Annotated in this window: 21 protein-coding genes; 8 read left to right on the top strand and 13 right to left on the bottom strand. The window is 66.9% G+C overall.

The genetic code is table 11. The features are described 5' to 3' along the window. Nucleotides 1–315: 315 nt before the first annotated feature. The 7 genes from GDH07_RS11545 to GDH07_RS11515 all read left to right on the top strand — a co-directional run bounded on the left by GDH07_RS11545 (nt 316) and on the right by GDH07_RS11515 (nt 7,616). A complete protein-coding gene (locus GDH07_RS11545; protein ID WP_022644067.1) occupies nt 316–666 on the top strand; it encodes a hypothetical protein in 351 nt (116 codons plus the stop codon). 411 nt (nt 667–1,077) lie between these two features. After that, complete coding sequence (locus tag GDH07_RS11540; protein ID WP_152897605.1) at nt 1,078–1,362, top strand: hypothetical protein; 285 nt, start codon at nt 1,078–1,080, stop codon at nt 1,360–1,362. Between the two features lie 290 nt (nt 1,363–1,652). After that, complete coding sequence (gene mgtA / locus GDH07_RS11535) at nt 1,653–4,364, top strand: magnesium-translocating P-type ATPase (protein WP_022644065.1); 2,712 nt, start codon at nt 1,653–1,655, stop codon at nt 4,362–4,364. A 125-nt stretch (nt 4,365–4,489) separates the two neighbouring features. Further along, nucleotides 4,490–4,690, top strand: a complete 201-nt coding sequence (locus GDH07_RS11530) for a hypothetical protein (protein WP_053130490.1) — start codon at nt 4,490–4,492, stop codon at nt 4,688–4,690. A gap of 27 nt (nt 4,691–4,717) precedes the next feature. After that, complete coding sequence (locus GDH07_RS11525; RefSeq protein WP_053130492.1) at nt 4,718–6,427, top strand: Na/Pi cotransporter family protein; 1,710 nt, start codon at nt 4,718–4,720, stop codon at nt 6,425–6,427. Then, nucleotides 6,415–6,762, top strand: a complete 348-nt coding sequence (locus GDH07_RS11520; RefSeq protein WP_022644062.1) for a DUF2493 domain-containing protein — start codon at nt 6,415–6,417, stop codon at nt 6,760–6,762. Before GDH07_RS11525 ends, GDH07_RS11520 begins: the two co-directional genes overlap by 13 nt. 68 nt (nt 6,763–6,830) lie before the next feature. After that, nucleotides 6,831–7,616, top strand: a complete 786-nt coding sequence (locus tag GDH07_RS11515) for a hypothetical protein (protein ID WP_022644061.1) — start codon at nt 6,831–6,833, stop codon at nt 7,614–7,616. Between the two features lie 151 nt (nt 7,617–7,767). Here GDH07_RS11515 and GDH07_RS11510 read toward each other — a convergent pair whose 3' ends face one another. Then, nucleotides 7,768–8,472, bottom strand: coding sequence for an NAD(P)H-dependent oxidoreductase (locus GDH07_RS11510; protein WP_085598709.1), 705 nt, complete (start codon nt 8,470–8,472; stop codon nt 7,768–7,770). A gap of 131 nt (nt 8,473–8,603) precedes the next feature. Between GDH07_RS11510 and GDH07_RS11505 the strand changes: the two genes are divergently transcribed. Beyond that, the gene (locus GDH07_RS11505) at nt 8,604–9,041 is read left to right on the top strand and encodes an RrF2 family transcriptional regulator (protein WP_022644059.1); all 438 of its coding nucleotides are present in this window, start codon (nt 8,604–8,606) and stop codon (nt 9,039–9,041) included. A gap of 145 nt (nt 9,042–9,186) precedes the next feature. Here GDH07_RS11505 and GDH07_RS11500 read toward each other — a convergent pair whose 3' ends face one another. The 12 genes from GDH07_RS11500 to GDH07_RS11445 form a co-directional block, all read right to left on the bottom strand. Then, nucleotides 9,187–10,362 (bottom strand): pyridoxal phosphate-dependent aminotransferase, encoded by a 1,176-nt coding sequence (locus GDH07_RS11500; RefSeq protein WP_068595681.1) that lies wholly within the window; start codon nt 10,360–10,362, stop codon nt 9,187–9,189. Between the two features lie 27 nt (nt 10,363–10,389). Next, nucleotides 10,390–12,000, bottom strand: coding sequence for a 5-guanidino-2-oxopentanoate decarboxylase (locus GDH07_RS11495; RefSeq protein ID WP_152897604.1), 1,611 nt, complete (start codon nt 11,998–12,000; stop codon nt 10,390–10,392). Nucleotides 12,001–12,010: 10 nt separating this feature from the next. Then, nucleotides 12,011–14,110: an acetate--CoA ligase family protein gene (locus GDH07_RS11490; RefSeq protein WP_152897603.1), complete on the bottom strand. Its 2,100-nt coding sequence runs from the start codon at nt 14,108–14,110 to the stop codon at nt 12,011–12,013. Between the two features lie 21 nt (nt 14,111–14,131). Next, nucleotides 14,132–15,292 (bottom strand): acyl-CoA dehydrogenase family protein, encoded by a 1,161-nt coding sequence (locus GDH07_RS11485; RefSeq protein WP_022644056.1) that lies wholly within the window; start codon nt 15,290–15,292, stop codon nt 14,132–14,134. Nucleotides 15,293–15,344: 52 nt separating this feature from the next. Beyond that, nucleotides 15,345–16,136: an enoyl-CoA hydratase/isomerase family protein gene (locus GDH07_RS11480; RefSeq protein ID WP_053130500.1), complete on the bottom strand. Its 792-nt coding sequence runs from the start codon at nt 16,134–16,136 to the stop codon at nt 15,345–15,347. A 330-nt stretch (nt 16,137–16,466) separates the two neighbouring features. Beyond that, nucleotides 16,467–17,807 carry an amino acid permease gene (locus GDH07_RS11475; RefSeq protein ID WP_164485052.1) on the bottom strand — a complete coding sequence of 447 codons (1,341 nt, stop codon included), beginning with the start codon at nt 17,805–17,807 and terminating at the stop codon, nt 16,467–16,469. A 274-nt stretch (nt 17,808–18,081) separates the two neighbouring features. Further along, nucleotides 18,082–20,352 (bottom strand): ATP-binding protein, encoded by a 2,271-nt coding sequence (locus tag GDH07_RS11470; RefSeq protein ID WP_152897601.1) that lies wholly within the window; start codon nt 20,350–20,352, stop codon nt 18,082–18,084. Then, nucleotides 20,349–21,134: a substrate-binding periplasmic protein gene (locus GDH07_RS11465; protein ID WP_343038217.1), complete on the bottom strand. Its 786-nt coding sequence runs from the start codon at nt 21,132–21,134 to the stop codon at nt 20,349–20,351. Before GDH07_RS11465 ends, GDH07_RS11470 begins: the two co-directional genes overlap by 4 nt. Nucleotide 21,135: 1 nt before the next feature. Continuing rightward, the gene (locus GDH07_RS11460; RefSeq protein ID WP_152897600.1) at nt 21,136–21,852 is read right to left on the bottom strand and encodes a response regulator; all 717 of its coding nucleotides are present in this window, start codon (nt 21,850–21,852) and stop codon (nt 21,136–21,138) included. An 83-nt stretch (nt 21,853–21,935) separates the two neighbouring features. Further along, nucleotides 21,936–22,574: a TetR family transcriptional regulator C-terminal domain-containing protein gene (locus GDH07_RS11455; protein WP_022644049.1), complete on the bottom strand. Its 639-nt coding sequence runs from the start codon at nt 22,572–22,574 to the stop codon at nt 21,936–21,938. A 282-nt stretch (nt 22,575–22,856) separates the two neighbouring features. Then, complete coding sequence (locus GDH07_RS11450) at nt 22,857–23,651, bottom strand: class II aldolase/adducin family protein (RefSeq protein WP_022644048.1); 795 nt, start codon at nt 23,649–23,651, stop codon at nt 22,857–22,859. 73 nt (nt 23,652–23,724) lie between these two features. Next, complete coding sequence (locus tag GDH07_RS11445; protein ID WP_053130509.1) at nt 23,725–24,780, bottom strand: ABC transporter substrate-binding protein; 1,056 nt, start codon at nt 24,778–24,780, stop codon at nt 23,725–23,727. Nucleotides 24,781–24,794 lie beyond the last annotated feature (14 nt).

The following is a 24,794-nucleotide window of genomic DNA, read 5'->3' as shown; positions in this document are numbered from 1 at the left end:
CAGTGACGCAGGGTAATACAACCGTCACGAATCACCGCAAGGTAATGGCCGGACACTGGCTCTTCATACCGCTCGTCCCCTTCTGCCATCGCTGGCCGCACCGCTGGTCGGAAGCCCCGGGGCACTGGTCGGCTGGCTGCTACAAACATTCACAGCCCTGACTTGGATCAGCATCGCCAGCGGAGCACTGGCCGAGGCTGGATGCACGAGGGCTGCTGACTGGTGGTAGTGCCCTTCATCGCAACTCCGTTGACGCTCGCCATGACGGCGAGCCCAATGGCCTGTCTGGTTATGCTTGGATAAGGATGATTCAACATGGCAAAGATCGAGGTTTTATCGGGTGATTTCCTGCAAGGCACCGGTGAGTACCGGCACGGTACCTTCAGGCTCAAGACGGTGTTCAACAGTGCCGGGGTCGACGTCAAGGCATCGGCGTTCAAGTCCCTGGAAATCGCCAGCGAAAGTCCCGTGGCCAACCGCGACGCCCTGGGCTACGGCCTGGCCGGCGCCATGTTGTTGGGTCCGGTGGGGGCCCTGGCCGGCTACCTGATCGCGGGCACGGAAAACGAGGTGACCTTCATCGGCACCTTCAAGGATGGCCGGCAATTGATGGCCGCCACTGACAGCGCCACCTACAAGGACATTTCCCAGCACCTGCTCCATTGAGGTCCTGGCAACTTCGCGACTATTGAGTGCCCATGATGCTTTTCGATCATGGGCACTTTTTATTATCCGTCTACTTCATATGTTCAAGTTCACAAGTTACTTATCCCGCGCCTGAACCTCAGCTGAAAAAAACATCATCGAACATTGATTATCGGGCAATTTGAACTTGACTCATCCCAGCGCCCTGAGTAAATTGCGCGGGCCGGTCAAACCGGCCTTTTTTCCAACTCACCAAAGAAGCCAATGGACACAGTATCTAGACGCTGTCTGGTCGCGGCCCTCGGGCACCGCCAGGCACTTAACCCTGAACAAGACGGGACTCGACTCCACGGTCGGGTGAGCTGCGCTAGAGCTTGACGCTCCTACGTAACTTGCCTCCTCCGGAGCCAGTCCGGTCGCGAGGCAACTGTTATGACCTTCACTTCCTCTGTAATGCCCGGTGTTCGCGCCTTTGCCGCGACCATGCGGGTCAAGCTGCGCCCTGAGCCCAAGGCCCAGGCCCGCTCGCCTTTCTCTCGCACCACAGCTGCCTGCGCCACGCACCTGCGGGCCAACTGGCGTGTCTGCCCCACCAGCGGCCAACTGCAACAACGCTGGAGCTTCGACGACAGCCAGGACCCGCAGAGTCGGGGCGCGGCCTGGCTCTTCACCCAGTCCGCCTTGATCCTTGGCCGGTATCTCGGGGCTCGCACCTAAGTTCCAGGCGCCAATAACTTTCGTTATTCAAAGACGAATTCCTTATATAGGAACTTGTCGGCACCCTATCGCCTTCAAGTTAATGAACATGCTGGAGAAAGTTATGGAAGAGGCCAGTAGTAGGTTCGCTGCCCATGCAACTTCATTGCATGGACAGCGAACGTTAAATCCTGAAAGACGCCCAGATCAAAATCGATCGCCAACCTGCGGTTCGACATACTTTCGCTCGCCTTTGATTAGTTGAGTAGCTCGTGTGTCGCGCCGTCAGCAAGCGGCAGGAGCACACACCCATGACTGTAAAAATCGCAACTTCCCGCAACCACAACGCCACCGGCGACCAGCACAAGCTGTCGATGCGCGCCGCCCGTGAAGCCCAGAACGGCCTGGCCGTGACCCTGGCCAATGTCAACTCCAGCACCGCCGGCCTCACCGAACTGGACGCCGAAGGCCGCCTGCAACGGGACGGCCACAACGAGGTCGCCCACGACCGTCCGCCGCACGCCCTGGTGCAGCTGCTGCAAGCCTTCAACAACCCCTTCATCTATGTGCTGATGACCCTGACCGGTATCAGTTTCTTCACCGACTTCTGGCTGCCGCTGCAGGCCGGCGAAGAAACCGATCTCACCGGGGTCATCATCGTCCTGGTGATGGTCCTGGCCAGCGGCCTGATGCGCTTCTGGCAGGAGCACCGCTCGGCCAAGGCCGCCGAGGCCCTCAAGGCGATGGTCCGCACCACCGCCGCGGTCCTGCGGCGCGAGCAGATGGGCATGCAGGCCCGGGTACGCGAAGTACCGATGCGCGAACTGGTGGTGGGCGACATCATCCAGCTCTCGGCGGGCGACATGATCCCCGCCGATATCCGCCTGATCGAATCCCGCGACCTGTTCATCAGCCAGGCGGTGCTCACCGGCGAAGCCTTGCCGGTGGAGAAGTACGACACCTTGGGCGCCGTCCAGGAGAAATCCGCCAAGGCCCAGGCCGCCGACCAACAAGACCTGCTGGATTTGCCCAACATCTGCTTCATGGGCACCAACGTGGTCAGCGGCACCGCCACCGCCGTGGTGGTGGCCACCGGCGCGCGTACCTACTTCGGCTCCCTGGCCCGCTCCATCGTCGGCTCGCGCTCGCAAACCGCCTTCGACCGCGGAGTCAACAGTGTCAGCTGGCTGCTGATCCGCTTCATGCTGGTGATGGTGCCGGTGGTGCTTCTGATCAACGGCTTCACCAAGGGCGACTGGGCCGATGCCTTCATGTTCGCCCTGGCGGTGGCCGTCGGCCTGACCCCGGAAATGCTGCCGATGATCGTCAGCGCCAACCTGGCCAAGGGCGCCGCGGCCATGGCCAAGCGCAAGGTGGTGGTCAAGCGCCTCAACGCGATCCAGAACTTCGGCGCCATGGACGTGCTCTGCACCGACAAGACCGGCACCCTGACCCAGGACCGGATCATCCTCGAGCACCACGTGGGCATCGACGGCCAACGCTGCGACCAGGTACTGCAACTGGCCTGGCTCAACAGCTACCACCAGAGCGGCATGAAGAACCTGATGGACCGCGCGGTGGTGGCCTTCGCCGAAGAGAACCCGCGCTTCACCCCGCCCGCCGCCTGGCGCAAGATCGATGAATTGCCGTTCGACTTCGTGCGCCGGCGCCTGTCGGTGATCCTCGCTGACGCCCATGGCCAGCACCTCCTGGTGTGCAAGGGCGCGGTGGAGGAAATGCTCGAGACCGCCACCCGGGTGCGCCAGGACGGCATCACCGTGGCGCTGGACGCCGAGCGCCGGGCACAACTGCTGACCCTGGCCGAAAGCTACAACCGTGACGGCTTTCGCGTGTTGCTGGTGGGCACCCGGGAGCTGCCCAAAGGCCAGACCCGCAGCCAGTACAGCGCCAGCGATGAGCGCGAACTGGTGATCGAAGGCTGCCTGACCTTCCTCGATCCGCCCAAGGAAACCGCCGGCCCGGCCATCGCCGCCCTGCGCGACAACGGCGTGGCAGTCAAGGTACTGACCGGCGACAACCCTATCGTCACCGCCAAGATCTGCCGTGAGGTCGGCCTGGAAGCCGGCGAGCCACTGCTGGGCCGCGACATCGAGCACATGGACGATGAAGTCCTGGGCCGGCTGGTGGAAGAACGCACGGTGTTCGCCAAGCTGACCCCGCTGCAGAAGTCGCGGGTGCTCAAGGCCTTGCAGGCCAACGGCCACACCGTGGGCTTCCTCGGCGACGGGATCAACGACGCCCCGGCCCTGCGCGATGCCGACGTCGGCATCTCGGTGGACAGCGGCACCGACATCGCCAAGGAATCGGCGGACATCATCCTCCTGGAAAAGAGCCTGATGGTGCTCGAAGAAGGGGTGATCAAGGGCCGCGAGACCTTCGGCAACATCATGAAGTACCTGAACATGACTGCCAGCTCCAACTTCGGCAACGTGTTCTCGGTACTGGTGGCCAGTGCCTTCATCCCGTTCCTGCCGATGCTGGCGATCCACCTGCTGCTGCAGAACCTGATGTACGACTTCTCCCAGCTGGCCCTGCCCTGGGACAAGATGGACAAGGAGTACCTGGCCAAGCCGCGCAAGTGGGACGCCAACAACATCGGGCGCTTCATGATCTGGATCGGGCCGACCTCGTCGATCTTCGACATCACCACCTTCGCCCTGATGTGGTACGTGTTCGCCGCCAACAGCGTGGAGATGGCGGCGCTGTTCCAATCCGGCTGGTTCATCGAGGGGCTGCTGTCCCAGACCCTGGTGGTGCACATGCTGCGCACCCGCAAGATCCCGTTCATCCAGAGCACCGCGGCCTTGCCGGTGATGCTGGCTACTGGACTGGTGATGGCGCTGGGGATCTACGTGCCCTTCTCGCCCCTGGGCAGCATGGTCGGCCTGGTGCCGCTGCCGTGGGAGTACTTCCCTTGGCTGGTGGGCACCCTGCTCAGCTACTGCGTGGTCGCCCAGACCATGAAGACCCTGTACATCCGCCGCTTCAAGCAGTGGTTCTAAGGGCCTGAAACGTGGCGCGGCCGCCCGCCGGCGGTCGCTTGCGATCATCCAGCCCACTGCTGCCACCGTCGGCGCGGCCCGCGCCGTGCCGACACCGACAGCGCTCGCCCCAAAGGAGCGTCGCCATGTACCTCAAGCCTTTTTCTTCGTTGCAACGCGGCCTCAAGGCCTTGCTGGTCTGCGCCTTGTGCGCCTGTGCCCGGCTGCTCGCCCGCCTGGGTTGCCGTCTCTATGCGCGGGGCCTGTTGAGCGCCGTGGAAATGCGTTTCGTGCTGGATTTGAGCGCCGCCATCAACCGCGCCTCGCTGCGCCTGGCGATCGCCTGAACCCGCACCCGTCCCGGGAGAACCCTCATGTCGGGAACCACCCTACTGATCAACCTGGCCGGCGCCATCGCCCTCTTGCTGTGGGGCTCGCAGATGATCTGCAACTCGCTGCTGCGCGGCTTCGGCAGCCCGCTGCGCCACTGGCTCGGGCAACACCTGAACAACCGCTGGCTGGCGCTGCTGTGCGGCGTCGGCATCACCGGGGTGCTGCAAAGCAGTACCGCAGTGAGCCTGATGGCCAGCTCCTTCACCGCCGCCGGCACCCTGGGCCTGGCCCCGGCGCTGGCGGTGATGCTGGGGGCCAACATCGGCTCGACCCTGGTGGTCCAGCTGCTGAGCCTGGACCTCTCGCTGGCCGCCCCGGTGGCGTTGCTGGCGGGCTTCTTGTGCCTGCGCCTGCGCGATGACTCGCGCTTTGAAAGCATCGGCGCCGCGCTGATCGGCCTGGGCCTGATGCTCCTGGCCCTGGGCACGCTCGGCGCCACCCTGGGTGCGGTGGAACACACCCCGGTGTTGCGCCTGGTGATGCAAAGCCTGGATGGCGACCTGCTGCTGGCGCTGCTGGTGGCGGTCGTGCTGACCTGGATGTGCCACTCCAGCGTGGCAGTGGTGCTGCTGGTCGCCTCGCTGGCCGGCACCGGGCTGCTGTCTCCGGCCACCAGCATGGCCCTGGTGCTGGGGGTCAATCTCGGCGGCAGCCTGCCCTCGCTGCTGGGCGCCAGCGGCAACGTCGCCCGGCGCCTGCCCCTGGGTAACCTGCTGGTGCGCCTGGCCGGGGTGGCGCTGGTATTGCCGTGGATCGGCGCACTGGCCCAGCTCGAAGGCGTGCGCCAGCTGCCCGGGGCGCTGCTGGTGGTCTACCTGCACAGCGTCTTCAGCCTGGTGCTGGGGCTGCTGTTCATCGGCTTCACCGAGCCCATGGGCAAGCTGCTGACCCGCCTGCTGCCGGCCCCACCGCCAGTGACCGACCCGGGCATGCCGCTGTACCTGGACGAGGCCGGGCTGGAAGTGGCCAATATCGGCCTGGCCAATGCCGCCCGCGAGGCCCTGCGCATGGCCGACATGCTCTCGGGCATGCTCGACCGGGTCCTGCAACTGCTGCGCACCTCGCAGGTGGCCAATGCCGAGCAGATCCGCCAGATCGACCAGTCCCTGGACCTGCTCAGCGCGGCGATCCGCGCTTATCTGGCGGACATCGGCAAGGAAGGCATCAGCGACCAGGACGCCGACCGCTCCCAGGAAATCCTGCTGCTGGTGATCAACCTGGAACACGCCGGCGACATCCTCAGCAGCAGCCTGGCGCAGCTGGCGGTACGACGCCTGCGTCGCAGCGAGCCGTTCTCCGCCTTCGAGCTGGGGACCCTGGTGCCGCTGCACCAGGAACTGCTGGCCAGCCTCAGCCTCGCGGTCACGGTGTTCCTGCGCGAAGACCTGGCCACCGCCCATCAGTTGGTGGCACGCAAGGAGAACGTGCGCCGCCTGGAAGCCGCCGCCGGCCGCGAGCACTTTCGCCAACTGCGCGAAGACCGCAGCGCCTGGGCCGAGTCCGGGGACATTTTCCAGCGCCTGCTGCGCGACTACCGGCGGGTTCACCACCACATCGCCGCCCTGGCCTACCCAGTGCTGGAGCGGGCCGGCGAGCGTGACATCGAGCACGGCTATCTCGGCGAGCCACTGGCCGAGACCCTGCCCGGCCAGTCGCACGACACCCGGGAGGACAGCCGATGCGCGTCCTGATCTGCGCCGGTCGCCACTACACCGACAGCCGCCGCTGCCGCCAGGTACTGGAGGCCTTCCAGCGCCTGCACCCGGTACGGGTGGTGATCCATGGCGGCAGCCAGTTCCTCGGGGCGCAGATCGAGGACTGGGCCCGGGAGATCGGCGCCGACCTCGTCCGCTACCCGCCCAACTGGCAGTTGCACGGCAAGCATGCCGAGCGCCTGCGCAACCGCTTCATGCTGGCCGACAGCCGCCCCGACATCGTCCTCGCCCTGCCCGGTGGCGACGACACCGAGGAACTGCTGGCCCAAGCCCGGACCCAGGGCATCCAGACCCTGGGCCTGGGTGAGTGATCACCCGCCACTTCATGACTCCAACCCCGGGCGCCGCCAACCCGGCGCCCACAGCCGTGAGATTCGCCATGACCCAGCATCGTCCGCATCGCTCCTCCCGCTCCCGCGCCTGGGGCCAACCGCTGCCCGTCGCCAAAAGCCGCATGCTCAAGCGCAACCTGCTGTTCCTGGCCATCACCGCCGGCGCCACCGCGACCCTGGCCCTGTGCTCCAAGGCCCAGGCCGCCGGTGGCGCCTACGTGGTGGACAACGGCGGGATCAACGCCCCCGGCGAATGCAATGTCGATCTCTGGTACCAGGTCGATCGCCGCCAAGGCTCGAACCACAACAGCGTGCTGGTCCCGGCCTGCACCTTCAGCCAACTGCCTGGGGTGCAATTGGGCGCCGCACTGCAACGCCAGGAAACCGATGAACACGGCGAAACCCAGCTCAGCCCCCAGGTCAAGCTGGCCTTGCTGGACCGCGACGACCTGGGCCTGCAACTGGCGCTCGCCGGTTCCGCCCACTGGGCACTGAACCGCAGCCACAGCTTCGACGGCGGCGACCTCAGCCTGCCGCTGACCTTCAGCCCCAGCGACGCACTGCACCTGAACCTCAGTACCGGCTGGAGCCACGCCTATGACGACGGCCAGCAGCACCATCGCTGGACCTGGGGCACGGGGGTGGAATACGAACTGCTGCCCAGCCTGACCCTGATCGCCGAACGCTACGGCCAGCGCGGCGGCGAACAAGCCTGGCAAGCCGGCCCGCGCCTGCACATCGGCCACGCCCTGGACCTGGACCTGATCCTGGGCCAGCACCTGACGGACCGGCGCGACCGCTGGCTGACCACCGGTGTCACCCTGCGCTTCTGAGCCGATCCCCCCACGGCCGCGGCTACACCCCCTGTAGCCGCTGCTGAGCCTGCGAAGCTGCGCCAAGGCCCCCAGGTCCTTCCAGCAATTACCAACCCCTTGGCCGCTACGCGCCCATGCGCAGCCTGCGGCAGCGGCTACACGAAGCCCATCACGCCGGTAACGGGTACAGGGCCTCGTCGAACTGTTCCAGGCGCGGGAACACCAGCGGTTGCTCCTCTTCGATGCGCTCCAGGCGCTGGCGGTACTGGGCCAGGAACCCTTCGCGCGCGTCCTGGCTGATATAGGGCACGTGCCAGGCCACGAACGGCTCCAGCACCTGGCAACCGACATAGGCCAGGGTGCCGCGCAAGAGCGGGCGCAACATATCCTCCAGCGGACCGTGGATCGCCCCTTGGCCGAACATGTGCTCGCGCCCGCCCAGGGTCAGGCTCAGCAGGGCCTTCTTGCCCACCAGGCCGCCCTGGTCGTAGAAACGCTTGCCGCCGTAGCACACCCCGGACACCAGCACCCGGTCGATCCAGCCCTTGAGCATGGCCGGCACCGAGAACCAGTACACCGGGAAATTGAGGATCAGCAGATCGGCCCACAGCAATTTGTCCAGCTCGCCCTGGATGTCGGCGGCGATCCCGCCGTTCTTCACCCCCACCCGCTGCTCCAGGGCATAGACCAGGTACTCGGGGTTATCGCGCCGGGCAAAGTCGGCGGCGCTGGCCACCGGGTTCCAGTCCATGGCGTACAGGTCGCTGACCTGCACCTGGTGCCCCAGGGCCTCCAAGGTGCTGCGAGCCTGGTCGCGCAGCGCGGCGGTGAAGGATTGCGGCTCGGGGTGAGCGTGGACGATCAGCACATTCATGGCGGTTCCTCGGGGTTTATTTATAATTGTTACCGTAACAAATACTTTATTTTCCACACAATCGCTTTCACCGCGTCGTTGAACGGCCAGCGCTGGCATACTGGCGCCTTCCCAGGGACTTGCAGACACCCATGAGCCAGTCGACCCGCCTGATCACCGCTTCCTACATCCTGTCCTTCGTGGCCGCCAACGCGCCGCAGAAGCTGCGCACCGAGACCATCGCCAAATGGGTCAAGATCCACCCGGCGCGGGTGCGCAACCTGGTGTCGCAGATGGTCAAGGCCGATATCCTCGCCTCCTGCCGTGGCCCCAAGGGCGGCCTGACCCTGGCCCGCCCAGCGGCGCAGATCACCCTGCAGGACGTCTACGACGCGGTGCAGGAAAGCTCGCTGATCGCCGAGAAGATCGACAACCCCTTCTCTGGCATGGAAGAGCACTGCAAGGTGTTCGACGTCTTCACCCGGCTGTTCAGCCTGCTGGAGCGCAACATGCGCCAGGACCTGGCCAACATCACCGCCGACCAGCTGTTCGTGGCCTTCGACCCGCCCCTGGAAACCGACCGCGCTTAACCCCCAACACCTTCCAACGATCCCCTACCCTGCGGCCGCTGCGCGCCCGTACGCAGCCTGCGGCAGCGGCTACACCAAGCCTGTAGCCGCTGCTGAGCCTGCGATGCTGCGCCAAGGCCCGCAGGGCCTTCCGACGATCCTCCGCCTAGGCGAGGCAATCGCTGGCGCAGCGGGCAATGCGCCGGCAGGCTTCGCGCAGGGCCTCGGGCTCCAGCACCAGGCCCAGGCGGATATGCCCGGCGGCGCTGGGACCGAAGGCTTCACCGGCCAATACCGACACCCCCTGCTCGTCCAGCAGCCGTTCGCTGAAGGCCTGGGCGCTCAGGCCCGTGGCGCGAATGTCGACCATCACGAACATGCCGCCATCGGGCTTCAGCGGCCGGGCACCCGGGCAGTCGGCCAGGCAATCGCAGACCAGGTCGCGCCGCTGGCGGTAGGCCTCGGTCATCGCCGCCAACTGTGGCAAGGGTTGCTCCAGGGCGACGATGGCGGCGTCCTGGATGAACTCCGGCGAGCCATAGAGCATGCACAGCGCCAGGTTCTCCAGGTGCGCGGCCAGGGGCGCCGGGGCCACCACCCAGCCCAGGCGCCAGCCGGTCATGGCATGGGACTTGGACAAGCTGTTGAGGGTCGCGGTGCGCTCAGCCATGCCCGGCAGGCTGGCCGGGCTGACGTGCTCGCCCTCGTACAGCAGTTCGCTGTAGACCTCGTCGCAGATCAGCCACAGGTCATGCTCGATGCACAGCGCCGCCAACGCCTCCCAGGTGGCCCGGGGAATGCTCGCCCCCGTGGGGTTGTGCGGGCTGTTGAGCACCAGCGCCCGGGTCTTGCCGGTGATGCGCGCGGCCACGTCCTCTGGGCGCACCTGGAAGCGCTCCTCGGCGCGTACCGGCAACGGCACCACCTGGGCATTGCAGGCGCCGAACACCGCCTCGTAGGTGACGTACATCGGCTCGGCGACGATCACCTCGTCCCCCGGGTCCAGCAGGCATTGGGCGACGCTGTACAGCGCGCACTGGGCACCGGCCAGTACCACCACCTCATCGGCCTGCACCACCTGCCCGCTGCGCGACTGGTGACGGCGGGCAATGGCCTCGCGCAGTGCACGCTTGCCGCGCACGTCGGCGTAATGGGTATGGCCGTCGCGCAGGCTGTCGATGGCCGCCTGGACGATGGGCTGCGGGGTGTCGAAATCCGGGTCGCCCACCGACAGCAGCCACACCGGCTCGCCCCGCTCGCGCTTGGCCAGGGCCCGGTAGTGGATATCCCAGGCGGCGGCGCCATCGCCGGCGATACGTTGGGTCAGCTTGGAAAAACGCATGGCGAAACTCCTGGCAAAAAATGTAGGTCAGGCCTGGGCACAGGCGTGCTTGAGCTCGATCAGCGTCACCCCGGGCTGGGCGAACCCACGGCGCAGCGCCTGTTGCAGCTCGTCGAGGCTGGCCGGCTGGCTCACCGGGCAACCGAAGGCCCGAGCCAGGGCGGTGAAGTCCGGGTTGCGCGGCAAAACCCCGATGGGCTCGATGTCCAGGGCCTGCATGTCATCGCGGATCTGGCCCAGGGCGTCGTTGTTCCACAGCAATACCACCAGCGGGCTGTCCAGTTCCTCCACCGCCGTGGCGAGCTCCTGCACGGTGTAGAGAAAACCACCGTCGCCCACCAGCACCAGGCCCGGGCGACCGGGCGCGCCGAGCTTGGCGCCGATGGCCGCCGGCAGGCCGTAGCCCAGGGTGCCGTAGCCGGTGGGGTGCAACCAGCTGCGCGGCCCCTGGCTGGGGTACAGGTAGTTGCCGCTGTAGGCCAGCTGGGTCATGTCGCTGCTGATGAAGCCGCGCTCGGGCAGCTCGGCCGCCACTCGCTGGAGAATCTGCTGGTGAATGCGCTGCAACGGCCCCTGCCCCTCGTCCACCGTACGGCGTAACCTGGCCACCGCACCGACCGCCCAACTGGAGTCCGCCGGCGGCTGCTCCAGGTCCTCGAGCAAGGCCTCCAGGGTCTGCCGGGCATCGCCGTGCAAGGCCACGGCGCAGGGGTAGAAGTCGTTGAACTTGCGTGGGTCGAGGTCCAGCCGCACGAGCTGGCCGTTGAGCGGCAGGCGCTCGCGCCAGTAGTCGGTGTCGGCCATCTCGGTGCCCACCGCCAGCACCACATCGGCCTGGCTGATCAACTGCCAGCCGGGCTCCACGCACAGGGTCGCACCGGCATTGAGCGGCGCCCGGTCCGCCAGCAGGCCCTTGCCGGCCACGCTGCTGAAGCACACCGCGCCCAGCCGGGTCGCCAACTCCTGCAGGGCCGCGCCGGCGTGCAAAGCCCCTCCGCCGGCGATGATCATCGGCCGCTTGGCCAGACGCAGCAGGTCCGCCGCCTGGTGCACATCCGCCGCTGCGGCGGGACCACGGGCCGGGCGCCGCCGCACCTCGCCAGTCCAGTCCCGGGCCACCGGGGCCGCCAGCACATCCAACGGCGCCGAGAGATGCACCGGCCGCGGGCGCTCGCTGTCGAATACGGCGAAGGCCCGGGCCAGCAGCTCGGGCAGGTCCTCGGGGCTCAGGGCCAGGGCCGAAAACGCGGTGATCGGCGCGGTAATGGCGCGCTGGTCCTGGGTTTCGTGCAGCGAGCCCCAGCCCTTGCCGAGGCTGGCGCTGTGGTTGACGCTGGAAATCACCAGCAGCGGGATCGAATCGGCATAGGCCTGGCCAATGGGCGTGGCGACGTTGGTCACCCCCGGGCCGCTGATGACGAAACACACCCCCGGCTTGCCGCTGACCCGGGCATAACCGTCGGCCATGAACCCGGCGCCCTGTTCGTGGCGCGTCAGCACATGGCGGATGCCGCTGCCGGGCAGGCCGCGATACAACTCCAGGGTGTGCACCCCGGGAATACCGAATACCGTGTCGACGCCGTAGCCGGCCAGCAGGCGCACCAGGGCCTGGCCACCGGTCAAGGTCTGTTCGTGCATGTCTCTCTCCTCATACCCGGCCAAGGCGAATCAACGCATCGACCGCGACGGTGCCGCGGGCACCGACCAACAATGGGTTCACATCCAGTTCCAGCAGGGTCGCCGCGTGTTCGCAGGCGTAGTCGGCCACCGCACCGATGGCCGCTACCAGCGCGTCCAGGTCGGCCGCCGGACGTCCGCGAAAGCCTTGCAGCAAGGCAGCGCTGCGCAGTTGCAGCACGGCCTGGCGGATCGCCGCCGGATGAGTCGGCAGCAACAGGCTGCGACTGTCCTTGAGCAGCTCCACCAGCACCCCGCCGGCGCCGATCACCAGGGCCAGGCCGAAATGCTCCTCGCGCTTGATGCCGACGATCAGCTCGGCCAGGGGCGGCGCGGCCATGGGCTCCAGCAGCACCTGGTCGAAGACCACCCCCGGGGCATGCTCGGCGATCCGCGCGCGCATCTGCCGCAGCGCCGCGCCCAGCGCCTCGGGGTCCTTGAGGTTCAGAGCCACCGCGCCGGCTTCGGTCTTGTGCGGCAGCTCGACGCTGACAGCCTTGAGCACCAGCGGATAACCCACCGCCGCCGCAGCGCTCAGCGCCTGCTCGGGAGTGCTCAGCAGGCCCTCGGGAATGCGCAGGCCAAATTCGCGCAGGGCCTGTTTGGATTGCCATTCATCCAGCAGTTGGCCCGTCCCCTCCAGGGCCTCGGGACACAGCGGCACCAGGGCCGCCTCGCCCAGTTCCAGCAAGGCCTGGCGCCGGCCCTGGTAGGCGGCGATCCGGCCCCAGGCCGCCAGGCCGTCCTCGACCCCCTGCAAGGCCGGGATGCCCAGGGCATGCAGGCGCTCCCGGGCCGCCGCCGGCAGCAATTCGGGGAAGGCCGAGGTGACGAAACCGCGCTTGCCATGGCGTTGCAACGCGGCGCAGAACAGCTCCAGCAGCAGGTCGCATTCCTTGCGCTCGCCGGTGAACTCGGCCGGGTAATCCAGCACCAGCATGGCGCTGTCGGCTGCGCTGCCCAGCACGGTATCGAGCATCTGCTGCAAGGCCTGGGCATCGCCCCAGATCGCGGTGGTGAAATCCAGCGGATTGACCAGGTTGGCGTACCCCGGCAACACCTGGGCCAGCGCCTGGCATTGCTCGCTCGCCAGCTTGGGCAACTCCAGGCCGTTGCGCTCGGCGTAGTCGGCGATCAACCCGGCATCGCCCCCGGAACAGGCCAGGGCCATCAACTGCGGGCCCGCGGGCAACTGGCCGCAGGACGCGGCCTTCAAGGTCTCGACAAAACTCACCGGGCCGCTGACGCGGATCACCCCCAGGCGCTGGAACAAGGCGTCGTACAGCGCATCGGAGCCGGAGAGCGAGCTGGTGTGGCTCAGGGCCAACTCGGCGCCGATCTGCGACACCCCGGTCTTCAGGGCGATGATTGGAATGCCCTTTTCCAGGGCCTTGTACGCAGCCCGGGCGAACCCCGGCACGTTCTTCAGGCCTTCCAGGTGCAGGCCGATGGCGGTGACTCGGGGTTCGTCCAGCAGCACGTCCATCAGTTCGGCGATGCCCAGTTGCGCCTGGTTGCCCACCGAGGCCATGTAGGCCACCGGCAACGAACGGTCGCTCATGGACAGGTTGTAGGCGAAGTTGCCGCTCTGGGTCAGCACCGCCACACCCCGCTCGACCTTCTGGCCGCCGTGGGCCACCGGCCACAGGGCGGCGCCGTGCAGGTAATCCAGCAGGCCGTAGCAGTTGGGCCCCAGCAGGGCCATGTCGCCGGCGGCCTGCAGCAATCGCTGTTGCAGAGCCTGACCCTCGGCGCCGGTCTCGGCGAACCCCGAGGCGTAGCAGATCGTCCCGCCCGCGCCCTTGGCCGCCAGCTGGGCGACGCAGTCCAGGGTCAGCTCGCGGTGGGTGGCGACGAACACCGCATCCGGGCCGCAAGGCAGTTGGTCGATACTGGCCACGCAGGGCACGCCGTCGATCTGCGCGTGCTGCGGGTTGACCAGCCACAGGTCGCCGGCAAAACCGCCCTCGGCGCAGCGCTTGAGGGCCCGGGCCATGCTGCGGCCGCCGACGAAGGCCAGGTGCCGGGGCGCCAGCAGGCGCTTGAGGTTGTCACGTAGGGTCTGGGACATGACTCAGGTTCTCCAGGCGGTTCAGCGCAGCAACGGCCGCAGCAGTTCACGGGAAATGATGTGCCGCTGGATCTCCGAGGTGCCCTCCCAGATCCGCTCGATCCGCGCGTTGCGCCAGATGCGCTCCACCGGGCCTTCGTCCATCAGGCCCATGCCGCCGTAGATCTGCACCGCCTCGTCGGCCACCTTGCCCAGCACTTCGCTGGCGAACAGCTTGGCCATGCCGGCCTCGCCGTCGGTCATGCTGCCCTGGTCCATCTTCCAGGCGGTGTGCAGGGTCAAGAGCTCGGCGGCGCGGATCTGCGTGGCCATGTCCGCCAGCTTGAACGACACCCCCTGGTAGCTGCCGATAGCCTGGCCGAACTGCTTGCGGTCCGCCGCCCATTGCAGGGAGGCATCCAGCGCCCGCTGCGCCTGGCCCACGCAGTTGGCCGCGACCATCACCCGCCCGGCGGTGAGCCAGGCGTTGGCCACCTCCCAGCCCTTGCCCACCTCCCCCAAAACCTGGTGGGCCGGCACCCGGCAGTCGTCGAAGAACATCTCGAAGGTGTGGTAGCCACGGTTGCTCACGCACTTGGGGCCACGGCGAATGGTCAGGCCCGGGGTGTCGCGGTCCACCAGGAACGCGGTCACGGCATTGCGCTGGCGGCCGTTGTGCTCGTAGGTGCCGGTGACGGCGAAGACGATGGCGAAATCCGCATGCCCGGCGTGGCTGATGAAGTGCTTGGCGCCATTGATCACGAAGTCGCCGCCCTCGCGCACGGCGCGGGTCTTGATGGCATTGGCATCGGAGCCGGCGCCGGGTTCGGTGAGGGCAAAGCAGTCGATCTTCTTGCCCTGCACGCAAGGCAGCAGGTAGTCGCCGATCTGCGAGCCGGTGCAGGCCATGAGGATCTTCGACGGTCGGGCGACGAACACATGCAGGGCCCAGGAACACTTGGCCAGCTCGCGCTCGATCAGCGCCTGGGACAGGTAGTCGAGGCCACCGCCACCGACCTCCTCGGGCATGTTGAAGGCATAGAAACCAGCGGCGATGGCCTTGTTGCGAATCTCTGCGGCCAGTTCGGCCGGGACCTCGTCGGCGCGGTCCACCGCCTCTTCGTGGGGCAGTAACTCCTTGCTGACAAAACTGCGGACTGCATCGACCAACATTTCTTGTTCTTGGCTGAGTTGGAAGTTCATGGCGCTACCTGTGGCGGGTTGACGGTGCGAAATAAGTGGATTGGGTCGCGGCTCAGCGACCGATAAAGCGCGGCGGGCGTTTTTCCGTGGCCGCGCGCAGGGCCTCGGTGCCGTCGGCACTGCGCCCGCACAGCAAGCCGGCGGCCAGTTCGGCGGCCAGTTGCCCGGGCAGGTCGCGCTCGGCGCTTTCGCGCAGCAGGCGCTTGGTCTGGGCGAAGGCGAAAGTCGGGCCGTTGGCCAGGCGGCCGGCCAGTTCGCTGACGGTGGCGCGCAGTTGCTCGTCGGCGCAGACCTCGCCCACCAGCCCGGCGGCCAGGGCACGTTCGGCGCTCCAGAGCTCATCGAGGAACAGCAGGCGCTTGGCCTGCTCGCTGCCGATCAACCTTGGCAGGTGCCAGCTGGCACCGGCATCCGGCGAATAGGCCATGCCGGTGTAGCCGGCCTTGAACCGCGCCGACTGCCCCGCTACCCGCAGGTCGCAGCACAGCGCCAGGTCCATGCCGGCGCCCACGGCCGTGCCGTTGATGGCGGCGATGGTGGGTTTGTCCAGGCTGTGCAGGCAGCTCATCAGGGCGTGGGCGGTTTCGGTCCAGCCGTAGCTTTCCAGGGCGCCCCGGGCTTCGGCTTCGGCCCATTCGGCCAGGTCGGCGCCCGCGCAAAAACTGCGGCCGCTGCCGCCCAGCACCACCACCCGCACCGCCGGGTCGTCCTGGCAGCGCTCGAGCAAGCCGTGCAATTGGCGCAGGCCGGGAATGTCCAAGGCATTGCGCTGGTCCGGGCGGTTGAGGGTGATCCAGGCGATACCCGCCTCGATCTGGCAAAGCAGCGACGATGAAGTGCTCATGGGCGTCCTCGAATGATTGTATTTGGCATGAGGGAGGTGAGTTGCGGACCATGCTAAACGACTGTTCAACAAGACGGCAATTGCTGGACCGATGCGCCGGCCAGGGCCGGATCACCTATCTATCTTGTTGTTTTTATTGAATAAATAGTGATTCGAACGATTTGTGACCGAGCGGCTGTTACAACTTCGAACAAGCCACTACAACCCGGTAAAGATGCAGACCTTGCGGCCGCTGCGCCCCCGTACGCAGCCTGCGGCAGCGGCTACAAAACCCTGTAGCCGCTGTCGAGCGGAGCGAGGCTGCGCCAAGGCCCGCAGGGCCTTCGGCTGTCAGGTGGCGGCGGCCAATGGCTGGGCCTGGCGCTTGCGATTCACCAAGTAGTAGGCGCCGTAGCACAGGGCGATGAAACCGAAGCCCCAGTACAAGGATGGGCGCTGGGTTTCATCCAGGGCCAGGAACACGAACAGCGAACTGCACAGGACGATGCACAGCAGCGGCACCAGGGGGAACCACGGCGCACGGTACTTGAGCTGCTCCAACTGCCCGCCCTCACGCAGGAACTGGCGACGGAAGCGGTACTGGGCCAGGGCGATGACGATCCAGGTCACGGTGCCGGCCATGCCGCTCACCGCCATCAGCACCATGAACAGGGTGTCGGCGGCGATGAAGCTGGTCATCAGCGAGATCAGGGCGAAGCACAGGGTGATCGCCAGGGCCCGCAGCGGCACGCCCTGCTTGCTCAGGGGCGACAGCGCCTTGGGCGCCATGCCGCTCTTGGACATGGCCCAGAGGATGCGGGTCGAGGCGTACAGCCCGGAGTTGCCCACCGAGAGAATCGCCGTGAGGATCACGAAGTTCATCAGGTCCGCGGCATAGGGAATGCCCACCATGTCGAACACCTGGACGAACGGGCTTTCCACCAATCCGGCCTGCTGCCAGGGAATGATCGCCGCCAGCACCATCACCGCCAGCACGTAGAAGATCAGCACCCGGAACACCACGTTGCGCACCGCCCGTGGAATGCTCTTTTCCGGCTGGTCGGTCTCCCCCGCTGCCACGCCCATGATCTCGCAGCCCTGGAAGGCATAGACCACGGTCATCATCACCGCGAACACCGCCGGCAGGCCGTTGGGAAACAGCGAATCGCCGGTGAGGTTGTCGAACATCGGCGCCGGGGCGCCGCCAGGCAGGTCGATGACGCCGAAGATCACCAGCACCCCGACCACGATGAAGCTGAGGATCGCCAGCACCTTGATCCCGGCGAACCAGTACTCGGCCTCACCGAAGGCGCGGGTGGCCAGGGCGTTGATGCCGAACAGCAAGGCTACGAAAAACGCCGACCAGTACCAGATCGGCACCCCGGGGAACCAGCGCTGCATGAGCATGCCCGCGGCGGTGAACTCCAGGCCCACGGTGGTGGCCCAGCTCATCCAGTAGACCCAGCCGATCATGAAGCCGGTGGCCGGGCCGATGTACTTCGTGGCATGGGCCTGGAACGAGCCGGACACCGGCATCTGCACCGACAGCTCACCCAGGCAGACCATCACCAGGTACATCAGGAAGCCCGCCACCAGGTAGGACAGGATCGCCCCCCAGGGACCGCCCTGGTTGATGGTGACCCCGGAGCCCATGAACAGCCCGGTGCCGATCACCCCTCCCAGGGACAACATGAAGATGTGCCGGCTCTTCAAGGCCCGGGTCAGTTGGATGCCTTTGCGTTCAGTAGTGGTCGTCACGGCGCACCTCAGCAGTCGGTGAGGCGCAGGGCGCGCTGGGAAGGGGTACGACGGGATGGGGCAGCAGCTTGCAGGCGGTTCATTATTATTATCTCCAATAAGCTTCGAAGGCCGCGGCGGGCGCGGCTCGACCGATTATTGGAAAGCCATGTAAGTTCGCGTTGAAGCAAAAGATCGAAGATGTAAAAAGTCGTAAGGTTTTTGTACTTCAGGCCGCCAGCAGTTGATCCAGGGCCCTGCGCGCCCGCTGCCAGGCCTGCTGCAGGTCTGGCACCTGGGCGGCCATTGCCGCGACGCCGGACTGCCCCGCCGCATCCTCCAGCGCCCGCAGCACCCGGGCCAGTTCGCAAAAGCCCAGGGAGTCGGCGCTGCCGGCCAGGCGGTGAGCCAGGTGCTGCACCTGGGTACTGTCGGCCGCCGCCAGGGCGTCATCGAGCAACGGCCGTTGCTGGTCCAGGGTGCTCGCCAGGACCTTGAACAGCCCCTGCAACTTCTGCTCCCCCAGCAGGCTGCGGTGGGTATCCAGCAGTTCCTGGTCGAGCACGCCCTCGGCGCTCCGGGCTGGCGCCGCCAATTCCTCGCTGGCCTGCTCCGCAGTGGCCAGCACCTGGCGCAGGCTGTCCATCTGCAAGGGCTTGCCGAGGATGCCCTGCATCCCCGCCTCCAGGTAACTGCGCACCAGGGCCGGCTGGACGCTGGCGGTCAGGGCGAAGATCCGCGCCTGGCGATTGGGCCCCGGGCGCCGGCGCAGCTCGCGGCACAGCTCGATGCCACTGATACCCGGCAGTTGCACGTCCAGCAGCAACAAATCGAAGCCCTGGCGCTGGCACAGCTCCAGCGCCGCCTCGCCGTCCTCCACCAGCCACACCTGGTGGCCGTCGCGCTCCAACAAGCCTTGGGCCACCTCGCGATTGAGCGCCACATCCTCCACCACCAGGATTTTCAGCCCCGGCACCGGTGCCGCGACCGGCGGTGGCGCCGGTAGCCCCAGGCCGACCCCCAGGGCCAGTTCGAACCAGAAACGACTGCCCTGCCCCAGCTCGCTGTCCACGCCGATGCGCCCATCCAGTTGCTGCACCAAGTGCTTGCAGATCGCCAGGCCCAGGCCGGTGCCGCCATAGCGCTGGCTCACCGCGTCACTGGCCTGGACGAAGCGCTCGAAGATCTTGTCGCGCATCGAGGCCGCGATACCGATGCCATTATCGGCCACCGAGCAGCGCAGCCATTGCCGTTGTGGTCCGTCCTCCAGCACCTGGACCTCGACCCGCACCCAGCCGCCTTCGGTAAAGCGGATGGCGTTGGCCAGCAGGTTGCTCAGCACCTGGCGCAGGTACTGCTCGGCGCCGTGCTGCCCCGGGGCCAAGCGCGGGTCGACGTGCACCTGCAACTGCGTGCCGTGCTCCCGGGCCCGGGGTTCGAGCAGTGTGCTGACCTCCTCCAGCAACTGGCGCAGGGAAAAATCCCGGGCCTCCGGGCGGCTTTGCCCCTCCTCCAGGCGGGCGAAGGACAACACCTCGTCGAGGATCGTCAGCAAACCCTCGCCGGCCTTGTGCAGGGCCTGCAAACGCTGGCGGTCCTGGTGCGCAAGCGGCGCGCCACGCAACAGTTCGGCCATGCCGAGGATGCCGTTCAACGGCGTGCGCAGTTCGTGGCTCATGGTGGCCAAAAAGCGTGACTTGGCCAAGTTGGCCGCCTCGGCCTCGTCCTTGGCGTGCATCAGGCTGGCGGTGCGGCGCTGGACCATTTTCTGCAATTCGTCGCGCTTGTCCTGCAGGGCCTGGCGGTCCTGCTCGCGGCGCTGGATGTCATCGAGAATCGCCCGGCGCATGTCGTCCAGGGCGCCGGCCACGGTGTCGATCTCGTCGCCGCCCGGGCGCTGGCGCTTGTCCAGGTGCAGCGGCTGCTGCAAGTCGCCGCCGGCCACGCGGCGGGCGAACTCGGCCATGACTTGCAAGTGCCGGGTGACCAGGCGATAGAACAGCCCGGACAGCGCCACCGCCAGGCCGCAGAGAAACACGCTCATCCACAGCAGGCTGGCCAGCCCGGTGGTGTACAGGCGCCGGTACACCGCCCCCAGGTCAGTGCTGACCTGCAACTCCCCCAGCTCGCGACGCGGCCCGGACGGCGGCTGGTAGCTCAGGGCGAAGCGCTCCACCCGCAAAGGCCCGATCAGCTCGGCACTGCCCTGTTGCAGGTCGAAATCACTGCTGAGCAGGTGCACCCGGGCCACATCGGAAAAGTCCACCAGGCCCTGCAACTGCACCGTCAGCTGTTCCTGGTTGAGGTCCCACAGGTTGCGCTCCAGGCTGCCCAGGTAACCGGCGCGGATCAGCTCCATGCGGCTGTCGATGTCGCGCATTTCGCGGCGGTATTCGAAGTACAGCTGCACGGCGCTGGCCAGCACGGTGAAGCACAGGCTGAACAGCAGGATGAACAGCAACAGGCGCCGCAGCAGGCCGCCGGGCCGTGGGCCGATCATGGCGCCACACCGGCTTGGGCCTTGAGCATGGCGCGGTAGTCGGCCTGGCTTTGGTCCAGCCAGCGCTGTACCGCGCCGCTGTCGACCTGGCGCTGCAACTGCGCGTCGATCTCGTCCATGCGCGCCGCCAAGGGCGACTGGCGCGACACCGCCAGGCGCAGGTAGTCGACGCTGATCGCCTGGGGCAAGGCGACGATGTCCTGGGCGCCCGGCAGGCGTTCGATGAACAACTGCCCGGTACGCCGCTCGTGGGGGATGAAATCGATGCGCTGGCGGATCAGCTTGCCGAAGTTCTGCACGCTGCTGGACACCCACTCGATGTTGCCGTGCTGCACCACCTCACGGTCGAAATCCTGGCCGTAGCTCTCACCGAACAGCAGGCCGCCGCGATAGGCGGTGAGGTCTTGCAACTGCTGGAAGCGCGGCAAGTGGCGGCGGTTGACGAACAACGCCACCTCCTCGCGCAGCACCGGCACCCGGGAGAACCGCAGCCCCTGCTGGCGCTGGCCGGTGCGGTAGGCCAGCACCACGTCCACGCGGCCGGCGGCGGCATCCAGCAGGCAGCGCTTCCAGTTGCCCAGCACCACCACTTGCACCTGGTATCCCAAGTCCCCCAGCACCTGGCGCACCAGGCTCGGGGCCAGGCCGCGCACCTGGCTGCCGTCGCTCCAGGAGATCGGCGGGTACACCGGGTAGTCGCAATATTTCAGGGTCGGCCGGGGCTCGGCCAGCGCCGCGCCGGCCAGCAGCATCAGCCCCAGGGCCCAGGCGCGGCGCAGCACCTCAGGCGGCCACGCTGGCAGTGAACAGATAGCCGGCACCGTGGATGGTGATGATCAGCTCCGGCTCGGCCGGGTCGTCATGCAGCTTGCGCCGCAAGCGCCCCACCAGTACGTCGATGGAGCGGTCGCTGGGCACCCACTCGCGGTTGCGGATCTGGTCCATCAACTGGTCGCGGCTGAGGGTGTGGCCGCTGTTGCGCAGGAACACGCTGAGCAGCTGGTATTCGCCATGGGTCAGCAGGGTCTCGCCGCCCCGGGCGTCGATCAGCCGGCGGCGGTCGGTGTCCAGGGCCCAGTCGGCGAACTGCTTGACCGGGCTGGGATGGCTGGCCGGCGCTGGCGGCTGGCGGGCATGGCGCACGCGGCGGACCAGGTTCTTGGCCCGGGACACCAGCTCGCGGGGGTTGAGGGGCTTGATCACGTAGTCGTCGGCGCCGCATTCCAGGCCGACGATACGGTCGATGTCGTCGTTGCGCCCGGTGATCAGGATGATCCCCACCTCCGAGCGCACCCGCAGCTCGCGGGTCAGGGTCAGGCCGTCCTTGCCGGGCAGGCGGATATCGAGCAGCAACAGATCGACCGTGTGCTGGTCGAGGAAGCTCTCGGCCTGTTCCGCCGTGGCGGCGCAATGCACGTCGTAGCCTTCCTGGGACAGATAGGCCTGGAGCAGTTCGCGAATCAACGGATCGTCGTCGACGATCAATACCCGAGGAGTCATCGCCTGTGTTCCTGATTATTTTTATTAGAGGTGTCGCCTTGTGCGCAGCAGCCTAGCCATTACTGAACAACCGATCAACAGCCCTATGTCGGCTGGCGAAAGCCCCGCCCCTGGCTGGCCAGCACGCCCTCGACCCAGGCTTCGCAGATCTGCACGCCCTGCTGCGGGCTGAAGGTCCCGGGGTTGAGCCCGGACTCCAGCCACAGGCCGTCGAGCAAGGCGCTGAGGCTGATGGCCGCCAGGTCCGCGTCGAAGTCGGCCCAGGCCTGGTCCCCGGCCAGGCTGGCCAGGAGCCCGGCCAGTTCGTTGCGGTATTCGGCGTAGGAATGGTCGTGGGCCTGGTTGATCGCTTCGGCGGTCTTCACCGCGCCCCAGAACGCCAGCCAGGCGTCCAGCAGTTGCGGGTCCAGTAGTTCGGCGCAGAACGAGGCCCGGAAGAACGCCGACAAACGCTCCCGGGGCGCCGGCGCGGCCTGGTCCATGGCTTCGCGCAGCAGGTTCATGACCCGTCCGGTGATCGAGCGATAGGCCTCGGCCACCAGCTCGTCCTTGCCGGAATAGTGATGGCTGATCAGCCCCACCGAGACCCCGGCCTCGGCGCTGATCTTGCGGATCGACGCGCCCTGGAAACCGTGGAGCTTGAGGCAGGTCAGGGTCGCCTCGATCAGCTCGGCCTTGCGCAACCCGGGTTCCAGGCGGGAAAAGCGCGCTTCCTGGTTCATGGGGCATGACTCCTTGGCAATGACGGGAAATGACAGTTGAACGACTGTACAACAAGCCTTTGTGAACTGGCCAGATTCCCAGCGGTGTCGGGACGGTGTTGGCCGGTCGATCGCTGAAGGCCCTGCGGGCCTTGACGCAGCCTCGCTGCGCTCGACAGCGACTACAGGCTTCGTGTAGCCGCTGCCGCAGGCTGCGCACGGCTCGGCACTAGCCGCCAATCGTTATCCATGGTTTGCCTGCCGCGCTGCGGTGCTTGGTGTTGCGGCCGCTGGGGTGGAGGGTCAATCGCGGTAGTCGGGGGCGATGCGCTCGAGCAGGCGCAGCAGCGCGGCCCAGGCCAGTTGCATGGCGTCCGGGTCGCTCAGTTCGCCCTCCTGCAACGGCCGGCCCGGGTCGTTGAACTGGCGCTCGGTGTGGGCGCAGACCGCGTCCGGTGGCAGCACGATCTCCCCCGCCGCCTGGGCCGCCAGCTGGATCTCGCAGGCCTTCTCCAGGTAATACATGCGCAAGAATGCCTGGCTGACGGTTTCGCCCACGGTGAGCAGGCCGTGGTTGCGCAGCATCAGCACGCTCTTGTCGCCCAGGTCAGCCACCAGCCGCTGCTGCTCGGCCAGGTCCAGGGCCACGCCTTCGTAGTCGTGGTAGGCCACCCGGCCATAGAACTCCATGGAAATCTGGTTCACCGGCAGCAAGCCGCACTTGAGCGCCGCCACCGCACAACCGGCCTTGGTATGGGTGTGCAACACGCACTGGGCATCGTCGCGGGCGCCATGGATGGCGCTGTGGATCACGAACCCCGCCGGGTTCACCGGGTACGGCGAAGGCTCCACGGCCTGGCCATCGAGGTCGATCTTCACCAGGTTGGAGGCGGTGATTTCCTCGAACATCAGCCCGTAGGGGTTGATCAGGAAGTGATGCTCGGGCCCGGGCAGGCGCACCGAGATATGGGTGAAGATCAAATCGGTCATGCGAAAGTGCGCGATCAGGCGGTAGCAGGCCGCCAGCTCTTCGCGCAGGCGCTGCTCGGTGGCGCTGCGCTCGGTCAGGGCGTGGGGGCTGGGCACGATCTTATTCATTATTGGAGTCCTCCAGGCTGTTGGGCTGGCAAACGATAGGGCCGCACGTCCGCCGACGTCCAGCCCGTTGGGGTTACTTGCTGGCCCAGGCGTTGAAGCGCTCTTCCAGCTCCTCGCCATGATCGACCCAGAACTCCACGTTCATCGCCAGGGCGCCCTTGAGGTTCTGCTCCGAGGTCGGCACCCACTGGGCCAGCGCCGGGTCGAGCCGGGCCGCGGCCAGGGTGTTGGTGGGGCCGTAGGGAATGGCGCGCACATAGTCGACCTGGGCCTCGGGGCGGTTGGCGTAGGCAATGAAGCGCTTGGCCTGGGCCACGTGCCTGGAGCCCTTGATGATCGCCCAGTAATCCATGCCATACAGGCTGCCGGGCCAGACCACGGCCAGGGGCGCACCGTCCTGGGCGGCCGCGGCGATGCGACCGCTGTAGGTCGAGGTCATCACCACATCGCCGGCGCTGAGCCACTGCGCCGGCTGCGCCCCGGCCTCCCACCACTGGATGTACGGCTTGAGCTGGCTGAGCTTGGCGAAGGCCCGATCCACCCCCTCAGGCGTGGCCAGGACCTTGTACACGTCCTCGACCTTGACCCCATCGGCCAGCAGCGCGAACTCCAGGTTGTACACCGCGCGCTTGCGCAGGCCGCGCTTGCCGGGGAACTGCTTGACGTCCCAGAAATCGGCCCAGGAGGCCGGGGCCCTGGCCAGCTTGTTGCGGTCGTAGGCGATGGCCACGCTCCACACCAGCACAGCCGAGCCACAGGGCTGGGCGGCATCGGCGATCAGTTCGTCGGCGTGGCCCAGGGCCTTCCAGTCCAGGGGTTCGTACATGCCTTCGTCGCAGCCGCGCATCAGGTCCGGACCTTCGATCTGCACCACGTCCCAATCGACGTTGCCGGTGTCGACCATGACCTTGATCCGCGCCATCTCGCCGTTGTACTCGCTCTGGATCAGCTTGCTGCCATCGGCCTTGGCAAAGGGTTGGAACAACGCCACATCCTGGGCTTTCTGGCCGGCTCCGCCGTACCCCACCACGACCATGTCGGGGGCTGCCCGGGCACTGTCCAGGCCCAATGTCAGGGCGAGGCTCAGGGCCAGGAACGAACAACCATGCTTGCGGGTGAGCGCTTTCATCGGTGATTCCTCGT

This window comes from Pseudomonas piscis (genome assembly GCF_009380155.1).
In the GTDB taxonomy this organism is placed as follows: domain Bacteria; phylum Pseudomonadota; class Gammaproteobacteria; order Pseudomonadales; family Pseudomonadaceae; genus Aquipseudomonas; species Aquipseudomonas piscis.
Note: the sequence above shows the minus strand (reverse complement) of the source record. Positions and strands in the feature narration are given on the sequence as shown.

Excerpts from the sequence above, each read along its gene's own strand:
- GDH07_RS11510 (WP_085598709.1), bottom strand. The coding sequence starts at position 8,472 with ATGAATGTGCTGATCGTCCACGCTCACCCCGAGCCGCAATCCTTCACC.
- GDH07_RS11475 (WP_164485052.1), bottom strand. The coding sequence starts at position 17,807 with ATGTTGTCCCTGGGAGGGGTGATCGGCACCGGGCTGTTCATGGGCTCC.
- GDH07_RS11500 (WP_068595681.1), bottom strand. The coding sequence starts at position 10,362 with ATGCGTTTTTCCAAGCTGACCCAACGTATCGCCGGCGATGGCGCCGCC.
- GDH07_RS11520 (WP_022644062.1), top strand. The coding sequence starts at position 6,415 with ATGCGCGTCCTGATCTGCGCCGGTCGCCACTACACCGACAGCCGCCGC.
- GDH07_RS11470 (WP_152897601.1), bottom strand. The coding sequence starts at position 20,352 with ATGATCGGCCCACGGCCCGGCGGCCTGCTGCGGCGCCTGTTGCTGTTC.
- GDH07_RS11525 (WP_053130492.1), top strand. The coding sequence starts at position 4,718 with ATGTCGGGAACCACCCTACTGATCAACCTGGCCGGCGCCATCGCCCTC.
- GDH07_RS11540 (WP_152897605.1), top strand. The coding sequence starts at position 1,078 with ATGACCTTCACTTCCTCTGTAATGCCCGGTGTTCGCGCCTTTGCCGCG.
- GDH07_RS11460 (WP_152897600.1), bottom strand. The coding sequence starts at position 21,852 with ATGACTCCTCGGGTATTGATCGTCGACGACGATCCGTTGATTCGCGAA.
- GDH07_RS11490 (WP_152897603.1), bottom strand. The coding sequence starts at position 14,110 with ATGTCCCAGACCCTACGTGACAACCTCAAGCGCCTGCTGGCGCCCCGG.
- GDH07_RS11485 (WP_022644056.1), bottom strand. The coding sequence starts at position 15,292 with ATGAACTTCCAACTCAGCCAAGAACAAGAAATGTTGGTCGATGCAGTC.
- GDH07_RS11530 (WP_053130490.1), top strand. The coding sequence starts at position 4,490 with ATGTACCTCAAGCCTTTTTCTTCGTTGCAACGCGGCCTCAAGGCCTTG.
- GDH07_RS11545 (WP_022644067.1), top strand. The coding sequence starts at position 316 with ATGGCAAAGATCGAGGTTTTATCGGGTGATTTCCTGCAAGGCACCGGT.
- GDH07_RS11455 (WP_022644049.1), bottom strand. The coding sequence starts at position 22,574 with ATGAACCAGGAAGCGCGCTTTTCCCGCCTGGAACCCGGGTTGCGCAAG.
- GDH07_RS11495 (WP_152897604.1), bottom strand. The coding sequence starts at position 12,000 with ATGCACGAACAGACCTTGACCGGTGGCCAGGCCCTGGTGCGCCTGCTG.
- GDH07_RS11445 (WP_053130509.1), bottom strand. The coding sequence starts at position 24,780 with ATGAAAGCGCTCACCCGCAAGCATGGTTGTTCGTTCCTGGCCCTGAGC.
- GDH07_RS11505 (WP_022644059.1), top strand. The coding sequence starts at position 8,604 with ATGAGCCAGTCGACCCGCCTGATCACCGCTTCCTACATCCTGTCCTTC.
- GDH07_RS11480 (WP_053130500.1), bottom strand. The coding sequence starts at position 16,136 with ATGAGCACTTCATCGTCGCTGCTTTGCCAGATCGAGGCGGGTATCGCC.
- mgtA (WP_022644065.1), top strand. The coding sequence starts at position 1,653 with ATGACTGTAAAAATCGCAACTTCCCGCAACCACAACGCCACCGGCGAC.
- GDH07_RS11515 (WP_022644061.1), top strand. The coding sequence starts at position 6,831 with ATGACCCAGCATCGTCCGCATCGCTCCTCCCGCTCCCGCGCCTGGGGC.
- GDH07_RS11450 (WP_022644048.1), bottom strand. The coding sequence starts at position 23,651 with ATGAATAAGATCGTGCCCAGCCCCCACGCCCTGACCGAGCGCAGCGCC.